Origin of the sequence: Leifsonia sp. LS1 (assembly GCF_020521355.1) — a bacterium.
Classification (GTDB): domain Bacteria; phylum Actinomycetota; class Actinomycetes; order Actinomycetales; family Microbacteriaceae; genus Leifsonia.
The window spans coordinates 631,413-646,914 of record NZ_BPER01000001.1; the positions used below are offsets into that span (position 1 = coordinate 631,413).

Sequence of the window (15,502 nt, forward strand, 5' to 3'; positions counted from 1 at the left end):
ATGGCGACAACGACGTGAACCTCGCCGTCCGTGCAGTGCCTAGGCGACCTCGATGTCGCTCGGCTCGCCGGCGAACCGGATGCCGTGGACGCGCGTGTTCGCTGCGGCGGAGCCGGGCGTGACGTCGAGGCGGCCTGCAGGAGCGTCCGCGGTCAACCCGAGACGTGCCGTCAGGACCGCGACGGCAGCGGCCGCCGACCACGCCTGCGGTCGGCACGCGGCCGGGTAGGGGATGGGCGCTGCCGTCTCGGCGCTGCTGTCGCCGGAGTGCAGCTCGGGCATGCGGTAGCCGAAGCCGTCCGCTGCGGCGAGCAGGCCGTCCGAGAGCTGCTCGGCCTCGGCGGCGAAGCCCTCGCGGGCGAGGCCTGTGATGGCGATCGCGGTGTCGTGCGCCCAGACGCTTCCGCCGTGGTAGCTGAGCGGCCAGTACCCGCCGGCGGCGCTCGACATGGTGCGCAGGCCGTAGCCGGACGACAGCTCGGGGGAGGCGAGGCGGCGGGCGATCAGCTCGGCCTGTCCATCCTGCAGGATGCCCGTGCCGAGCAGGTGCCCGATGTTGCTGGTCACGGTGTCGACCCTGCGTTTGGCGGCGTCGAGCGCGATCGCGGGGTAGGCGCCCGCCGGGTCGTCGATCCAGAAGGAGGCGGCGAAGCGATCCTTCAGATCGGCGGCCCACGTGCGCCACTCGTCGGCGCCGGTGCGCCCGAAGGCCTCGAGGAGCTCGGCGCCGCCGATGGCGGCCTCGTAGGCGTAGCCCTGCACCTCGCAGAGTGCGATCGGACCGTCGGCGAGAGTGCCGTCGTTCCACTGGATCGAGTCGCCCGAGTCCTTCCAGCCCTGGTTCGCGAGCCCGTGACCGGTCGTGTCCCGATACTCCAGGAAGCCGTCGCCGTCGCTGTCGCCGTGGTCGCGCATCCAGACCAGGGCGGCCTCGAGCGCCGGGAGCAACTCCTCGACCTCGGCGGCGGGCATGCCCCAGCGCCAGGCGTCGTGCAGGAGGGCGATCCAGAGGGCGGTGGCGTCGACGGTGCCGTAATAGAGCGGGGGGAGCACGACGCCCTCGCCCGGGATGGTCAGGGCGGAGGGACGCAGCTCGTGCATGATCTTGCCGGGCTGCTCAGCGGTCTCCCCGACGGTATCCGTGCCCTGCAGAGCGGCGAGGACGCGCAGCGTCGAGGCCGCGATCTCGGTCCCGAGGGGCAGCAGCATGCGGGCGGCCCAGATCGAGTCGCGGCCGAACAGGGTGAAGAACCACGGGGCACCTGCGGCGAGGAAGACATCGTCGGGGCGCGCGGTGGTGGTCATCCGCAGCGATTGGAGGTCGGCGAGGGCGCGCTCGAGCCAGGAGGCGAGCCGCGAGTCGCCGGTCGAGATCGTGAACGCCTCCCACTGGGCCGACGGACCTGCCCCGGCGACCACAGCGGTCGGGTCGTCGACGGAGATCTCCCACGAGAGGGTCGCGGCGGAGGCACCGGCGAGCTCCACGTCCCAGTCGAGCGTCGCGGCGGCTCCGTCCGTGGCGATGCGTGCGCCCCCGGCACGGAGCACGGCCGTGACCGGACCGGAGGTGTACGTCAGGGTGGATCCGTCGACAGCGGCCTCGACCGGGTGCTCCGCCCCGGTCATCCCGGCCTTGACGACCTGCATCGGCGTGAAATCGCCGCGGACGGAGATCGAGACGGTCGTCGAGATCGGCTGCTTCAGCGCGTTGCGGACGACGATGGTCTCGCGGAGCACGCCCGCGCGCACCTCGCGGGTGCGCTCGACCCGCACACGCGGGTCGGCAGTGGTGTCGTCCAGCCCGCGCGCGAGCGCGGTGAACACGGCGGTCGCCGCATCCGTCCCGGCCGTGGCGAGGTGTTCGAGGGCGGACCCCGCGACGGTGAGGCCGACGCGGTCGAGCACGCGCAGGTCGGAGTGGAAGAACCCGTGGATGCCGACACCGTCGATGTCGCCGTCGGCGGTCGACCAGGCCTGACTGGGCGCGGTCAGGACTACGACGCTGTCGTGCAGCAGGGGTTGGAGCGGATGGGTCATCGCGGTTGTCGCGCCTCCTCGATAGGGGGTGTGAGTGTGGTTCGGTCGGAGGGGTCGGTGGGGGCCGAGCTGTGCCCGACGACCCGCGGAGTCACGCGCGTCTCGGTCACCTCGCCCGCGGAGGCGGTCAGGCGCCAGGCCGCGGCGCCGTGGCGTTCGGACACGACATCGACGACGTCGGTGCCGCGGTAGACGAGGCCGACACCCTCCTCGAGAGCGTGACCGTCGCCGAGGGTGCCGGCGGCCATCGCCGCGAGGTGGGCGGGCCGGCGCTGCGGGTCGGAGTCCCAGTGGACGCCCAGCGAGCCGGGCAGCAGGCGGAGACCGTCGGGCACCGCGCTGATGCCCGGGCCGAAGGAGGCGGTGGTGCCGCCCTCGTGCCAGCAGAGTGCCCCTGCGGATCCGCCGGCGAGTACGACGCCCGCCTGCCAGGCCTCGGCGAGCAGACGGTCGAGGCCGTGCGCGCGCCAGACGGCGAGCAGGTTGATCAGGCTCCCCCCGCTCACCCAGACGACGTCCTGGTGCAGCAGGTGCGCGCGCAGGTCGGGGATGTTCGGGTGCGGGAAGAACCGCACATGGCTGGCGTCGACTCCCGCGAGACGGGCGGCCTCGAGCTCGGCGCCCTCGACGTGGCGCTGGTCGCCGCCGGCGGTGTTGATGTGCGTGAGCCGGGGCGCTCGTCCCTTCACCCGGGCGAGCTCGATCGCGTGCAGCAGCAGTGGCCCGTACACGGAGTCGGACCAGTCGCCGCCGTTCAGGCCGCCGCAGGTGGCGACGATCGTGGGGGCGTCGGCGGTCACTCCTTCACCGCTCCCTCGCTCGAGTTCATGATGCGGCGCTGGAAGATGAAGAACATCACGGCGACGGGGATCGTCATGAGGGCCGCGGCGGCGAGCTTGAGCGGGAACTGGTTGCCCTGGCTCAGCTGGCCGCTGGCGAGACCTGCCACACCCTTGGTCAGGGTGGTGAGGGCCGGATCCTGTGTGGAGACGATGAAGTGCGCCAGCTCGTTCCACGATCCCTGGAACGACAGGATGACGATGGTCACCAGCGCGGGGCGCGCCATCGGCAGCACGATCGACCAGAACACGCGGAAGGTGCCGGCGCCGTCGATACGGGCCTGCTCCTCCACGCTGGCGGGGATCGACTCGAAGAAGTTCTTCATGATGAAGACACCGGCGGCGTCGGTCAGCAGGGGCAGGATCATGCCGGCGTAGGAGTCGTAGATGCCCAGCTGGTTGATCACCAGGAACTTGGGGATGAGCAGCACGACCATGGGCACCGACATCACGGCGACCAGCCCGGCGAAGATGACGCCGCGGCCGCGGAAGTGCAGGCGGGCCAGCGCGTATCCGGCGAGCGAGTTGAAGAACACGCGCCCGAGCGTCACGAAGACCGTCACGATCACCGAGTTCGCGAACCATGTCGGGAAGTCGGAGTTGAGGAAGAGCTTCGTGTAGGCGGCCGTCGTCCACACCTGCGGGATGAGCGAGACCGGGTGCGCGGTGGCGTCGGCGTCGGTCTTGAACGAGGTGGCCACCTGGATCAGGAACGGCAGGATGTAGACGACCGCGAGGACGATCAGGACGGCGTAGCTGACGGACGTGGCGGCGATCGTGCCGGTGGAGTGCCGGCGCGGCGGCCGAGCCGGGCGCACGGAAGCAGGGGAGGCCGAGGCGGCCTCGGCTCCCGAGGGGGCGGTGGGGGCGGTCGCGGTCATCGCTTCGACTCCTTCTCGGCCGGGGCGGTCGCACCGGCCGGCACGGAGCCGCTCGCGGCGACGGCGGCCGTGTACAGGCGCATGCGGCGCTTCGACACCGAGCGCTCGCGCAGCACCCAGCGCTGGAAGATGGTGAACAGCACGATGATGACGAACAGGATGAACGCGATCGCCGCGCCCTGACCCCAGTTCTGGTCGACGAACGAGGTCTTGTACGACTGGTAGGCGGGCGTGAGCGTCGTCTTGCCCGGGGCTCCCTTGGTGCCCGTGTAGATCGCGTCGAAGACCTGCCAGCAGCCGATGAGGCCGAGCGTGAGAACGGTGAACAGGGTGGGGCGCAGCTGCGGCAGCGTGATGCGCCAGAAGCGCTGCCAGCCGTTGGCGCCGTCCATCATGGCGGCCTCGGTGACGTCGCCGCCGAGGTTCTGGAGGGCCGCGATGAAGAGCAGCATGAAGGTGCCGCTGGTGGTGAACACGGCCATCACGATGTACGCGCTCATGGCGACGGAGGGACCGCCGAGCCAATCCCACCAGGAGACGCCGAGGAGCGTGTTCTGGGTGAGTGCGGCCGGCCCCTGCTTCACCCCGAAGACGCCGAGCAGGTTGTGGACGAGGCCGTCGGGGTCGTTGAACCAGTTGGGGCCGTTGATCCCGATCCAGGACAGCATCTGATTGACGGCGCCCGTGGTGCTGAAGAGGAAGAGCCAGAGCACGGTGATCGCGACCGAGCTGGTGACCGACGGGAAGTAGAAGGCGGTGCGGAAGAATCCGCGGCCGCGCAGGACGGCGCGGTTGACGAGAACCGCGAGGCCGAGGGCGACCGCGGTCTGGATCGGGACGACGAGCACGACGTACCAGGCGTTGTTCTTGAGGGAGATGCCGAAGTCCTGTTCGGCCAGGCCGCCACCCGCGAGGATCGACGTGTAGTTCTTCAGTCCGACGAAGTTGACATCGCTGGAGAAGGGGCTGCCGCGCCCGCCCCAGTCCGAGAAGCTCACCCACAGCGCCATGAGCACCGGGACGACCAGGAACACGCCGAGCAGGATGATGACCGGGGCGGTGAACAACCACCCCGAGGCGGCCTCGCCGCGCCGGATTCCGGAACGGCGAGACCGACTCGTGGTTTGCGACATGGGAGTGATCGCTCCTACTTCAGCAGTGCTTCGAGGTTCTTCTGGGTCGCGTCCAGGATGGCCTTCGGGTCACCCGTGGCCAGCGACTCCAGCTTGCTGTTGAGGTCGGTGACGACATCGGCCGAGCCCTTCGCGGTCGGCACGCCCTTGGCGTAGTCGGCGGCGGAGAGGAACGGAACGAGCTCGGGGTTGGCCGACTTCCACTCGTCGGCGGCCGACTTGATGGACGGCATCGGGCCGAACGCCTTCGAGAAGGCGAGCTGGTCGTCCTTGCTGGTCAGCTTCTCGACGAGCTTGAGCGCGGCAGCCTGGTTGGGGCTGTCGGCGGCGATGCCCCAGCAGTTGGTGAACTGCAGAGTGCCCTGGCCGGCGGGGCCGGCGGGCAGCTCGGCCACCTGGTACTTGATGCCGGGGTAGTCGGCGGTCATCGCACCGGTGATCCAGTTGCCCTCGATGGTCATGGCCGCGAGGCCCTTGCCGAAGGCCTCGCCGCCCCAGCCCGCGCCGAGGTCCTTGGCGTACTTGAGCTCGCCGCCGTCGAGCAGCGTCTTGACGTAGTCGAGCGCCTTCACGTTCGCGTCGCTGTTCGCGGTCGCCTTGGTGGAGTCGTCGTTCATGAGGTTGCCGCCGGCCTGGACCATGAAGGACCCGATGCGGGCGTACTCGCCGGAGATGCCGAGGCCGACGTGGTCGGCGGTGGTCAGCTTCTTGCTCACGGACTCGAGCTGGTCCCACGTCTTCGGGATGTCGGCGTCGGTCAGGCCGGCCGCCTTCCACATGTCCGTGTTGATGATGAGCTGGAGGGTCGAGAAGTCCTTCGGCGCGCAGTAGAACTTGCCGTCGTAGGTGAAGGACGTGACCAGGCTTGGGTAGAAGTCGTCCTTGTTGCTCAGCTGGTCGCCGTAGGCGAGCAGCGAGCCGTTGGACGCGTAGCCGGCCAGGGCGTCGGTCGAGAGGTAGAAGACGTCCGCCGGCTTCTTCGCCGCGAAGCCCTGCGAGAGCTGCTGGTTGAGGTCGGTCGCCGCCACGACGGACGCCTTGGTCCCGGAGCTCTTCGACCAGTCGGAGACCGCGGACTTGACCGCGGTCGTCTCCGCGTCGCCGGACGAGCCGATCATGACGGTGAGCGCCTTATCGGACGACGTGAGCTTGCCCGAGTCGCTGCTGCTGCTGCCGCTGAAGCCGGACCCGCAGGCCGTCAGCGCCAAGGCGGTCGCGACGGCGACGGCGCCGCTCGCGATCCACCGGTTGGTGTTCTTGCGCATGTGTTTTCTCTCCTTGGTGTGAGCGTGCCAGCCAGGCGGGCACGCAGAGGGTGGGGTCGGGAAAGTGTGGAGGGGTCAGGTCGGCGACGGGGCTGTGGAGCACGCCGTGCCAGAGGGCGCGGCGCCGCCGACAGTAGCCCAGCGGACCCGCGAAGAATCCGGCGGCATGGATGCGGCCAGTGTGTGTGCCAGGGGAGGGACGCTGCGCCTCGGTGCGGGCATCCGACCTCCTCTGGTCCGTGGTGCAATCGTCCTTGAACGATCAAATCTCGTCGTGCTAGCGTCCATTTGAACGATCAAATTGGAGTGTTGTCACCATAACCATGGGCCTCCTGACCTGTCAAGCGGGCGGACGGTAGGGTCTAGGACAGCCAGCACCGAGCCGAGAGGAGGCCGCCATGGGGTCCCAGCCCACCGTCAGCGATGTCGCCGACGCGGCAGGCGTCTCCCGTCAGACGGTCTCGAACGTGCTCAACGCGCCCGAGGTCGTCCGCCCGGCGACCCGGGAGCGCGTGCAGGACGCGATCGTGCGCCTCGGCTACCGCCCGCACGCCTCTGCCCGCCGCCTGCGCACCCAGAAGAGCTCGACGATCGGGATCCGCCTCGATCCGATCACGCAGGACGGCATCTCGGGCAGCATCCTCGACCGCTTCCTGCACGCGCTCACCGAGCAGGCGGACCGCAAGGGCCTGCGCGTCCTGCTGTTCACGGCCGACAGTCCCGACGACGAGATCAGGCAATTCCGCCGCCTCTCCGACGCGGCGGACGTCGACGGCTTCGTGCTCACCTCCACCTTCCATGGCGATCCGCGCACCGAATGGCTGATCGAGCACGGCCAGCCCTTCGTCACGTTCGGGCGCCCGTGGGGCATCGACGACATGACCGATCCGGAGCACCTCTGGGTCGACGTCGACGGACGCTCCGGCCTCCGGGATGCGACGGCGCACCTCCTCCAGCACGGCGCGCGCCGCGTCGGCTTCCTCGGCTGGCCGGACGGCTCGGGCACCGGTGACGACCGTCGGGCCGGATGGCTCGAGGCGATGCGCGACGCAGGCACCGTACCGGAGGCGGACCTCCCCGCTCTCCAGGCGATCGCGGAGGACGGCGTGACCTTCGGCGCGGAAGCCATGCGACGGCTGGAGGTCGCCGCGGGCGCCGAAGGCGTCGACGCGGTCGTCTGCACCTCCGACTCCCTCGCCCTCGGGGCGCTGACGGTGGTCGGCACCCGTGTCCCCGTCGTCGGGTACGACAACACGCCCGTCGCCGCATCGCTCGGCTACTCCAGCGTCGAGCAGCCGCTCGAGGAGGTCGCCGGCGGCGTGCTCGAACTGCTGACGGGTGTGCACGGAGGCCGCGTCACCGCCGGCAGCGATCTCTCGGATCCCCGCCACCGGCTCGTGGCCCCGCGCCTCGTGGTCCGCGATGGCCCCGCTCTCATCGCTCCGCGCTGAGCAGCGCCGCACCGCGCTCGTCCACTCCCCGAAACACCGGTGTAACGCGCGGCGGAGACAATGGAGGCATGTCTCCACAAGAGTCGCTGCGGGATGCGCCACAAGCGCACCGCCTCCCGATCACCGTGTCCATCACCCGTCGCGTGGACGGCAATCGCCTGCCCGAGGTCACCCGGTGGGTGCAGTCGGGCGTGAACCTGGCCAACACCTACGACGGCTTCCTCGGTTCGGGATGGGTGCGCGCGCACGCCGACTCCGACGAGTGGCACATGCTCTACCGTTTCGCCGATGCGGAGACGCTCGAGGCCTGGGAGGCATCCGACGACCGCACGTCCTGGCTCTACGACGGCCGTGAGCTGGTCGAGGTCTCGCGCGTCGAGCGCCGCACCGGGATCGAGGGATGGTTCGACGCGCCCCAGCCGGGTGTGCCCGCGGCGCCTCCCCGCTGGAAGCAGGCCGTGACGATCTGGCTCGGCTTCTTCCCGCTGTCGCTCCTCTTCACCTGGCTGACTGTCACGTTCGTCCCGGGCTGGCATTCGCTGTGGCCGCTCGCGACCGTGCTGATCAGCACGCTGTGTCTCACTCCGACGATGACCTACCTCCTCCTGCCGTTCGTCACCCGGCTGCTGCAGCCCTGGCTGCGACGCGAGCCGCGCGCCTAGGCCGGCCGGCGTCCTCCGCGGGCCCAGCGGTCAGCGGGGTCGCATTCCGCCGTTTTCCCTCCGACATTCCGGCCATGTGCGACCCCTGGAAGGCGCAAGCACCGCCGCTGGCGCGACCCTGAGCGAACCCTGATCCGACCCCGAATCCCTGCGCCGGGGTTGCAGGAGACGCGAGTCGCGATATATCGTGAGTCTCGTCAACATCGCGATATATCGCGAGTCACCGAGGGCCCGGGAGATCCGGCCGGACCCTCCTCAGCACCGCCGCGTGGCAGCGGCACAACGGAGAGGTCAGGACGATGGCACAGGAGAAGTGGCTGGTTCAGCCGGGCGAGAGCCGCACGATCGACGTGGAGCTGGTCCGCGCGCTGAAGGTCGGGTTCATCGGCGGGCAGATCGACGTGATCGGGCACGACGAGCCGGGAGCGCGCATCGAGGTGCACTCGGTGCAGGGACGGGATCTGAAGATCTCGATCGACGGCGACCGGCTGGAGGTGGACCACCCGCAGCTGCGCTGGGACAACTTCATCGAGGTCTTCAAGTCGATGCGGTCCAACGCCAAGGCCGACGTCAGCGTGCTGGTGCCGCGCGACGTCGCACTCAAGTTCGGCGTGGTCTCGGCGACGGCACTCGTCTCGGGCCTGCGGACGGACGCGCGCCTCAGCACGGTCTCGGGCGACGTGGTCGCGGATGGGCTGGTGGGGGACATCGAGCTCAACTCGGTGAGCGGTGAGCTCTCCGTGCGTGACCACACCGGCCGCATCAACGCGCACACGGTCTCGGGCGACGTGACCGTGAGCGGCGCCATCCGCAAGCTCGCGGTCGACGGCGTCTCCGGCGACGTGATGGCGGACATCTCGGGCACGCCGGACGAGATCGCGATCAACACGGTCTCGGGCGACTCGACCATCCGCATCCCGGAAGCCGTCGGCGCGCGCTACCGCGCCAACACGGTCTCCGGCCGTGTGCAGCTGGACGACGTGGTCGTCGTCGGATACGGCGGCAAGGGATACACCGGCACCTCCGGCACGCTCGACGGCACCTGGGTCGACATCAACGTCAACTCGGTCTCCGGCGGCGTCTCGGTGCTCCGCAGCCCACGGGAGGCTCAGGAGGGTGCGGGCCGCAACGGCGAGGCGGCGTCCGCGTGACCCCCGTCTTCGCCCACGGCAGCCTCCGCTTGTATCTGCTCAGCCTCCTCGCGGAGTCCCCGCGGCACGGGTACGAGCTGATCCAGGCGCTCTCCGACCGATTCGGCGGCACGTACACCCCGAGCGCCGGCACGATCTACCCGCGCCTCGCCAAGCTCGAGGAGGAGGGGCTGGTCACCAAGCAGGCGGACGGCCGCAAGACCGTCTACGCCATCACCGACGCGGGCCGGCGCGAGCTCGCCTCCCGGGAGCACGAGCTCGACGCGATCGAGGACGAGGTCACCGACTCGGTGCGCCGGCTGGCCGACGAGGTGCGCGCGGGCGTCGATGACGCCATGCGCACGCTGCGGGCCGAGCTGGCCTCCGCCGCCCGGCAGAATCGGCGGGACGCCACGCGAGTTGACCCGCGACGGGAGGCACGCGACGCCGCCCGCGAGGCCACGCGCGATGCCCGGATGGCGGCCGGCGCGGCCGTCCGCGAGGCCGACGTCGCCTTGAACGACTTCCGGCAGGAGCTTCGCACCGAGCTGCGGCTGCAGGCCTCGCGCGGCACGCTGCCGGATGACGTGGTCGCGCTGCTGAAGGACGAGCTGGTGCGCGTTCGCCGCTCCGTCCTGGAGGCGCTCGCGCGCCGCTGACGGGGGACGCGATGTCGTCGCTGAGGTTCTACCTGCGCGGAAGCGTGCCCGTGAGCGGATGCACAGCAACTCCCGGCGAACATTCTGAGAGGTCTCAGAGAGAGTGCCGGGCCCCCGTTCCGCCGCGTTTTTCCGCCGATCCGGAGAGGACGGGGAGGCGAAGCCCGAGCCTTGCGGAATCGCAAGCCGACGCCGCCCCGACGCGCCGACTTGACAGGGTATTGGCAGCGAGTAATCTCGTCCCTCGTGACAAATGAGGGGAGATCCCCGAAGCGCTGGTTGATCGGCGACCCGCTTCCGAGTGAGAAACTCGAAGGACAGCTGCTCCCGAAGCACCTCGCCCTACCCATCTTCGCCTCCGACGCCCTGTCGAGCGTGGCCTACGCTCCGCAGGAACTGCTGATGATCCTGCTGCTGGGCGGGCTCTCGTTCCTGACCTTCGCCCCGTGGGTCGCCGCGGCCGTCGTCGTGCTCCTCGTCACCGTCGTCCTCAGCTACCGCCAGCTGGTCAAGGCCTACCCGTCGGGAGGCGGCGACTACGAGGTCGCGCACAAGAACCTCGGCGAGAAGGCCGGCCTCATCGTCGCCTCCGCGCTCCTGGTCGACTACGTGCTCACCGTGGCCGTCTCGGTCGCGTCGGGCGTCGACAACGTCATCTCGGCATTGCCGTTCCTCGCACCGTGGCGGGCGGAGCTCGCGGTGCTGTGCGTGGTGCTCATCGCCGCGGTGAACCTGCGCGGCGTCCGCGAGTCGAGCAAGGCGTTCGCGCTGCCCACCTACATCTTCATCGGCAGCGTCTTCCTCATGATCGTGACGGCGCTCGTCCGCACCGTGCTCGGCGACGCCCCCGTGGCCGAGTCCGCCGGCTTCCAGGTGCACGCCAGCAGCCTGACGCAGGCCGCGATGGTGCTCCTCCTGCTCCGCGCGTTCTCCAGCGGCTGCTCCGCCCTCACCGGTGTGGAGGCCGTCGCCAACGGGGTGCCCGCCTTCCGCACCCCGAAGATCCGCAACGCCCGCGTGACTCTCGGGCTCATGGGCGGCATCGCGATCGTCCTGTTCGCCGGGCTCACCGCGACCGCGCTGATCAGCGGCGTGCACTACGCCGAGAACCCGTGCGACCTGCAAGGCTGGGCGCAGTGCGCCACCTCCCCGCAGCGCAGCCTCATCGCGCAGATCGCCGCCGCGACCTTCGGCAACAACACCTTCTTCTTCTTCCTCATCCAGGCCGCCACTGCGATCGTCCTGCTGCTCGCCGCCAACACGGCCTTCAACGGCTTCCCGTTGCTGGGTTCGGTGCTCGCCCGCGACTCCTACGCCCCCAAGGCGCTCAACACCCGCGGCGACCGCCTCGTCTACTCGAACGGCATGATCCTCCTCGCGCTCGCCGCGACGGCCCTGCTGCTCGTCTACCAGGCGAACCTGACCCAGCTCATCCAGCTGTACATCATCGGGGTGTTCGTCTCGTTCACCCTCGGGCAGTCCGGGATGGTGAAGCACTGGATCACGCTGCTCCGAGAGGGCGGCCAGACCGCCCGCGAGCGCAGCAGCATCGTCCGCTCGCTGTGCATCAACGCGTTCGGAGCCTGCCTGACGGCGATCGTGCTGATCGTCGTCACGATCACGAAGTTCACGCACGGCGCGTACCTCGTCTTCATCTTCATGCCGATCCTGTGGTTCCTCATGCTCGGCGTGAACCGCTACTACCGCGACGTGGAGAAGGAGATCGAGGTCGACCCGATCACGACCTTCGGCTCCGTGGGCGACCACGCCATCGTGCTGGTCGGCAAGATGCAGAAGCCGGCCCTCAAAGCGCTCGACTACGCCATCGCCGCCCGCCACGACTCGATCGAGGCGATCCACGTCTCGATCGAGGAGGAGGCGACGGAGCTGCTGCAGAAGCAGTGGGTCGAGCAGAACATCCACGTGCCGCTCACGATCATCGAGTCGCCGTACCGCGAGTTCGGCGTCCCGTTGGTGAAGTACCTCAAGCACCGTCGCGAGGAGCACGGCTCGGAGGTCACGACCGTCTACCTGCCCCAGTACATCGTCGGGCACTGGTGGGAAGGGCTGCTCCACAACCACCGCGCCCGCCGGCTCGCCAAGATGCTGATGCTCTGCCACGGTGTGACCGTCGCGCTCGTGCCCTGGCTGCTCGACTCGTCGTCGCTGATCTACGGCCGCCGGTCCCGCCCGCTCCCCGGGCAGGACCGCCGCGGCGAACCGGTGCGCGCCATCGCCCGCCGCCCTCTGGTGCCGGCCTCGAAGCCGCACGCGCGCGTCCACATCCACTCCACGCCGCTCGCGGTCGGGCAGCCGGATAACGACGCCCCCGCGCCTCCCGCGCCGCACGACTCACCGGGACCCGCTCCCGCGGCGTCCCCCTCCGGCCCGGAGCCCGCCGCGAAGGTGCCCGCCCGCGCCAAGCGCTGACCCGTTCCCGCTCTGTACACTGTGTCGGTCTGAGCCCTCGGACTCGGACGCGGTGTCGAGGCGATCCTCGCGGATCCCGCGTAGGGTCGCTAGAGGGCCGCAGGCCATTCATCGGAGAAGAGGAGCGCCATGAACTACGCCGTGACCAATCCCGCCACCGGCGAGACCGTGAAGACCTACGAGCCGATCGGCGACGCCGAGCTCGAGGCTGCCATCACCGCCGCCAGCGACGCCTACCGCGGCTGGTCGAAGTCGTCCACGGTCGAGGAGCGCGCCGCCCTCATCCGCCGCGTGGGCGAGTTGCACGTCGAGCGCCGGCAGGAGCTGGCCGACATCATCGTGCGCGAGATGGGCAAGCCCGTGGAACAGGCGCTGGGCGAGGTCGACTTCTCCGGCGCGATCTACGAGTACTACGCGGACCACGCGAGCGAGTTCCTCACGGACGAGCCGATCACGCTCCTCGACGGCGACGGGTCGGCCGTCGTGCGCCGCTCGGCCCTCGGCGTGCTGCTGGGCATCATGCCCTGGAACTTCCCGTACTACCAGGTCGCCCGCTTCGCCGGACCGAACCTGGTCATCGGCAACACCATCCTCCTGAAGCACGCGGAGCAGTGCCCGGAGTCGGCGGCGGCCATCGAGAAGATCTTCCTCGACGCGGGCTTCCCGGTCGGCGCGTACGTGAACATCTACGCCGGTCACGACCAGATCGAGAAGGTCATCGCCGATCCGCGCGTCCAGGGCGTCTCGCTTACCGGCTCCGAGCGCGCCGGCGCGGCGGTCGCCGAGATCGCCGGGCGCAACCTCAAGAAGGTCGTGCTCGAGCTGGGCGGCTCCGATCCGTTCATCCTGCTCTCCACCGACGATCTCGACGCGACCGTGCAGAACGCGGTGGACGCCCGCCTCGACAACAGCGGCCAGTCCTGCAACGCGGCGAAGCGATTCGTCATCGCGGACGAGCTCTACGACGCCTTCCTCGAGAAGTTCACCGCGAAGCTGGCCGAGGTGGAGGCCACCGACCCCACCAGCACCGACTCCGCCCTCGGCCCGCTCTCGTCGCTCAAGGCCGCCGAGAACCTCGACGAGCAGGTCAAGCGCGCCGTCGAGAACGGCGCCACCCTGGTGCGCGGCGGCGGCCGCAACGGCGCTTTCTTCGAGACGACCGTCCTGACCGACGTCACGCCCGAGAACCCCGCGTCGAAGGAGGAGTTCTTCGGCCCGGTCGCCCAGGTGTTCCGCGCGAAGGACGAGGCCGACGCCGTCCGCATCGCCAACGACACCCCGTTCGGTCTCGGCTCCTACCTCTTCACCACCGACGAGGAGCAGGCGAACCGCGTCGCGGACCAGATCGAGGCCGGCATGGTCTTCGTCAACCTCGTCCTCGCCGACGGCGCCGAGCTGCCGTTCGGCGGCGTGAAGCGCTCCGGCTCGGGCCGTGAGCTCGGCCGTTTCGGCGCCGACGAGTTCGTGAACAAGAAGCTCATCCGCATCGGCTGACCCGCCGCGCATACGAACGGCCGTCCCGGGATTCCGGGACGGCCGTTCGTGTTTCCCCCGGGCAGCTCGGCGGCTCGGGATCGGCCGACGCCCGCAGCCCGCGGCTCGCCATCCTGTCGATCCGCGGCCTCCCGATTCGACACCATGTCGACCACCCTCCCGCCCGGGTCTCCGTACCGTGGCTAGCACACGAGAGCTTGAGGAGGAGCCGTGGCCCTGACGTTGGATCGGACGGAAGCGAACCCGCTGGAGGAGGCGATCGCCCAGCTGGACGGGGCCATCGCGACCCTCGGCTACGACCAGGGGATCCGCGACATGCTCGCCACCCCACGTCGCGAGATGACCGTGGCCGTGCCGTTGCGCGCCGACGACGGGTCCGTGACGGTGTTCACGGGCCACCGTGTGCAGCACAACTTCTCCCGCGGGCCCGCCAAGGGCGGCCTCCGCTACAGCCCGAACGTCACGCTCGAAGAGGTGCGCGCACTGGCGATGTGGATGACGTGGAAGTGCGCGCTCGTCGACATCCCGTACGGCGGCGCCAAGGGCGGCGTACGGATCGACCCGCGTCTGCACTCCGAGGCGGAGCTCGAGCGCGTCACCCGCCGCTACACCAGCGAGATCCTGCCCATCCTCGGGCCGGAGCGCGACATCCCGGCGCCCGACATCGGGACGTCGGAGAAGACCATGGCGTGGATCATGGACACCTACTCGGTCGTCTCGGGCTACACCGTGCCCGGCGTCGTCACGGGCAAGCCGCTCAGCCTCGGCGGATCCCTCGGCCGCGCCAGCGCCACCTCCCGGGGCGTGGTACACATCGCGCTCGCCGCGCTGCGACACCGCGGCATCGCCCCGGCCGGCGCCACCGCCGTCGTGCAGGGCTTCGGCAAGGTCGGCCGCGACGCCGTCTTCTTCCTGCACGAGGCCGGCGTGCGGGTCGTCGCGGTCGCCGACCAGTACGGTGCGGTGCACAACCCCGCCGGGCTCGACCCCGAGCGCCTGGCCGCTCACGTGGATGCCACCGGCTCGGTCGTCGGCTACATCGGCGCCGACGCCGCCGACAGCGGCCGGGTGCTGGAACTGGACATCGACCTCCTGGTCCCCGCCGCGGTCGAGGGTGTGCTCACGGAGGAGAACGCGCCGCGCGTCACCGCTCGTGTCATCGTCGAAGGCGCCAACGGCCCCACCACCGCCGCCGCCGACGCGGTCTTCGCCGCCAACGGTCAGCTCGTCGTCCCCGACATCGTCGCCAACTCGGGTGGCGTCATCGTCTCGTACTTCGAATGGGTGCAGGCGAACCAGGCGTACTGGTGGCGCGTCGACGAGGTGGAGGCCCGCCTCGAGGAGCGCATGCTCGCGACCTGGCGCGACGTGCTGGAATCCGCCCGTTCGCGCGATCTCACGCTGCGCGCGGCCGCCACGGCGCTCGCCGTGGAGCGGGTGGCGGAGGCCCACCGCCTACGCGGTCTCTACCCCTGAGCGTGTTGCGCGCCGCATCCCCTGACAGGTGCGGCGCGCGGCGCC

Annotated in this window: 12 protein-coding genes; 7 read left to right on the forward strand and 5 right to left on the reverse strand. The window is 70.1% G+C overall.

The genetic code is table 11. The features are described 5' to 3' along the window. Positions 1-39 precede the first annotated feature (39 nt). The 5 genes from LLS1_RS03050 to LLS1_RS03070 are packed head-to-tail and all read right to left on the reverse strand — an operon-like array spanning position 40 to position 6,155. A complete protein-coding gene (locus tag LLS1_RS03050; RefSeq protein WP_226653543.1) occupies positions 40-2,037 on the reverse strand; it encodes a glycogen debranching N-terminal domain-containing protein in 1,998 nt (665 codons plus the stop codon). After that, positions 2,034-2,837, reverse strand: coding sequence for a peptidase E (locus tag LLS1_RS03055; RefSeq protein ID WP_226653544.1), 804 nt, complete (start codon positions 2,835-2,837; stop codon positions 2,034-2,036). The genes LLS1_RS03050 and LLS1_RS03055 overlap by 4 nt, the downstream gene beginning before the upstream one ends. After that, the gene (locus tag LLS1_RS03060) at positions 2,834-3,757 is read right to left on the reverse strand and encodes a carbohydrate ABC transporter permease (RefSeq protein ID WP_226653545.1); all 924 of its coding nucleotides are present in this window, start codon (positions 3,755-3,757) and stop codon (positions 2,834-2,836) included. Before LLS1_RS03060 ends, LLS1_RS03055 begins: the two co-directional genes overlap by 4 nt. After that, positions 3,754-4,890, reverse strand: coding sequence for a carbohydrate ABC transporter permease (locus LLS1_RS03065; protein ID WP_226653546.1), 1,137 nt, complete (start codon positions 4,888-4,890; stop codon positions 3,754-3,756). The genes LLS1_RS03060 and LLS1_RS03065 overlap by 4 nt, the downstream gene beginning before the upstream one ends. A 14-nt stretch (positions 4,891-4,904) precedes the next feature. Beyond that, on the reverse strand, positions 4,905-6,155 hold the full coding sequence (locus tag LLS1_RS03070; protein ID WP_226653547.1) for an extracellular solute-binding protein: 1,251 nt from the start codon (positions 6,153-6,155) through the stop codon (positions 4,905-4,907). A 398-nt stretch (positions 6,156-6,553) separates the two neighbouring features. Here LLS1_RS03070 and LLS1_RS03075 point away from each other — a divergent pair, with 398 nt between their 5' ends. The 7 genes from LLS1_RS03075 to LLS1_RS03105 all read left to right on the forward strand — a co-directional run bounded on the left by LLS1_RS03075 (position 6,554) and on the right by LLS1_RS03105 (position 15,457). Further along, positions 6,554-7,606 carry a LacI family DNA-binding transcriptional regulator gene (locus LLS1_RS03075; protein WP_223358223.1) on the forward strand — a complete coding sequence of 351 codons (1,053 nt, stop codon included), beginning with the start codon at positions 6,554-6,556 and terminating at the stop codon, positions 7,604-7,606. 68 nt (positions 7,607-7,674) lie between these two features. Further along, the gene (locus LLS1_RS03080; RefSeq protein ID WP_223358222.1) at positions 7,675-8,268 is read left to right on the forward strand and encodes an antibiotic biosynthesis monooxygenase; all 594 of its coding nucleotides are present in this window, start codon (positions 7,675-7,677) and stop codon (positions 8,266-8,268) included. A gap of 299 nt (positions 8,269-8,567) precedes the next feature. Continuing rightward, complete coding sequence (locus LLS1_RS03085) at positions 8,568-9,419, forward strand: DUF4097 family beta strand repeat-containing protein (protein WP_223358221.1); 852 nt, start codon at positions 8,568-8,570, stop codon at positions 9,417-9,419. Beyond that, positions 9,416-10,057: a PadR family transcriptional regulator gene (locus tag LLS1_RS03090; protein WP_223358220.1), complete on the forward strand. Its 642-nt coding sequence runs from the start codon at positions 9,416-9,418 to the stop codon at positions 10,055-10,057. The genes LLS1_RS03085 and LLS1_RS03090 overlap by 4 nt, the downstream gene beginning before the upstream one ends. Positions 10,058-10,336: 279 nt before the next feature. Beyond that, positions 10,337-12,487 carry an APC family permease gene (locus tag LLS1_RS03095; protein ID WP_226653599.1) on the forward strand — a complete coding sequence of 717 codons (2,151 nt, stop codon included), beginning with the start codon at positions 10,337-10,339 and terminating at the stop codon, positions 12,485-12,487. A gap of 129 nt (positions 12,488-12,616) precedes the next feature. Further along, the gene (locus LLS1_RS03100) at positions 12,617-13,981 is read left to right on the forward strand and encodes an NAD-dependent succinate-semialdehyde dehydrogenase (protein ID WP_226653548.1); all 1,365 of its coding nucleotides are present in this window, start codon (positions 12,617-12,619) and stop codon (positions 13,979-13,981) included. Positions 13,982-14,191: 210 nt separating this feature from the next. Next, positions 14,192-15,457: a Glu/Leu/Phe/Val dehydrogenase gene (locus tag LLS1_RS03105; protein WP_226653549.1), complete on the forward strand. Its 1,266-nt coding sequence runs from the start codon at positions 14,192-14,194 to the stop codon at positions 15,455-15,457. Positions 15,458-15,502: the final 45 nt, after the last annotated feature.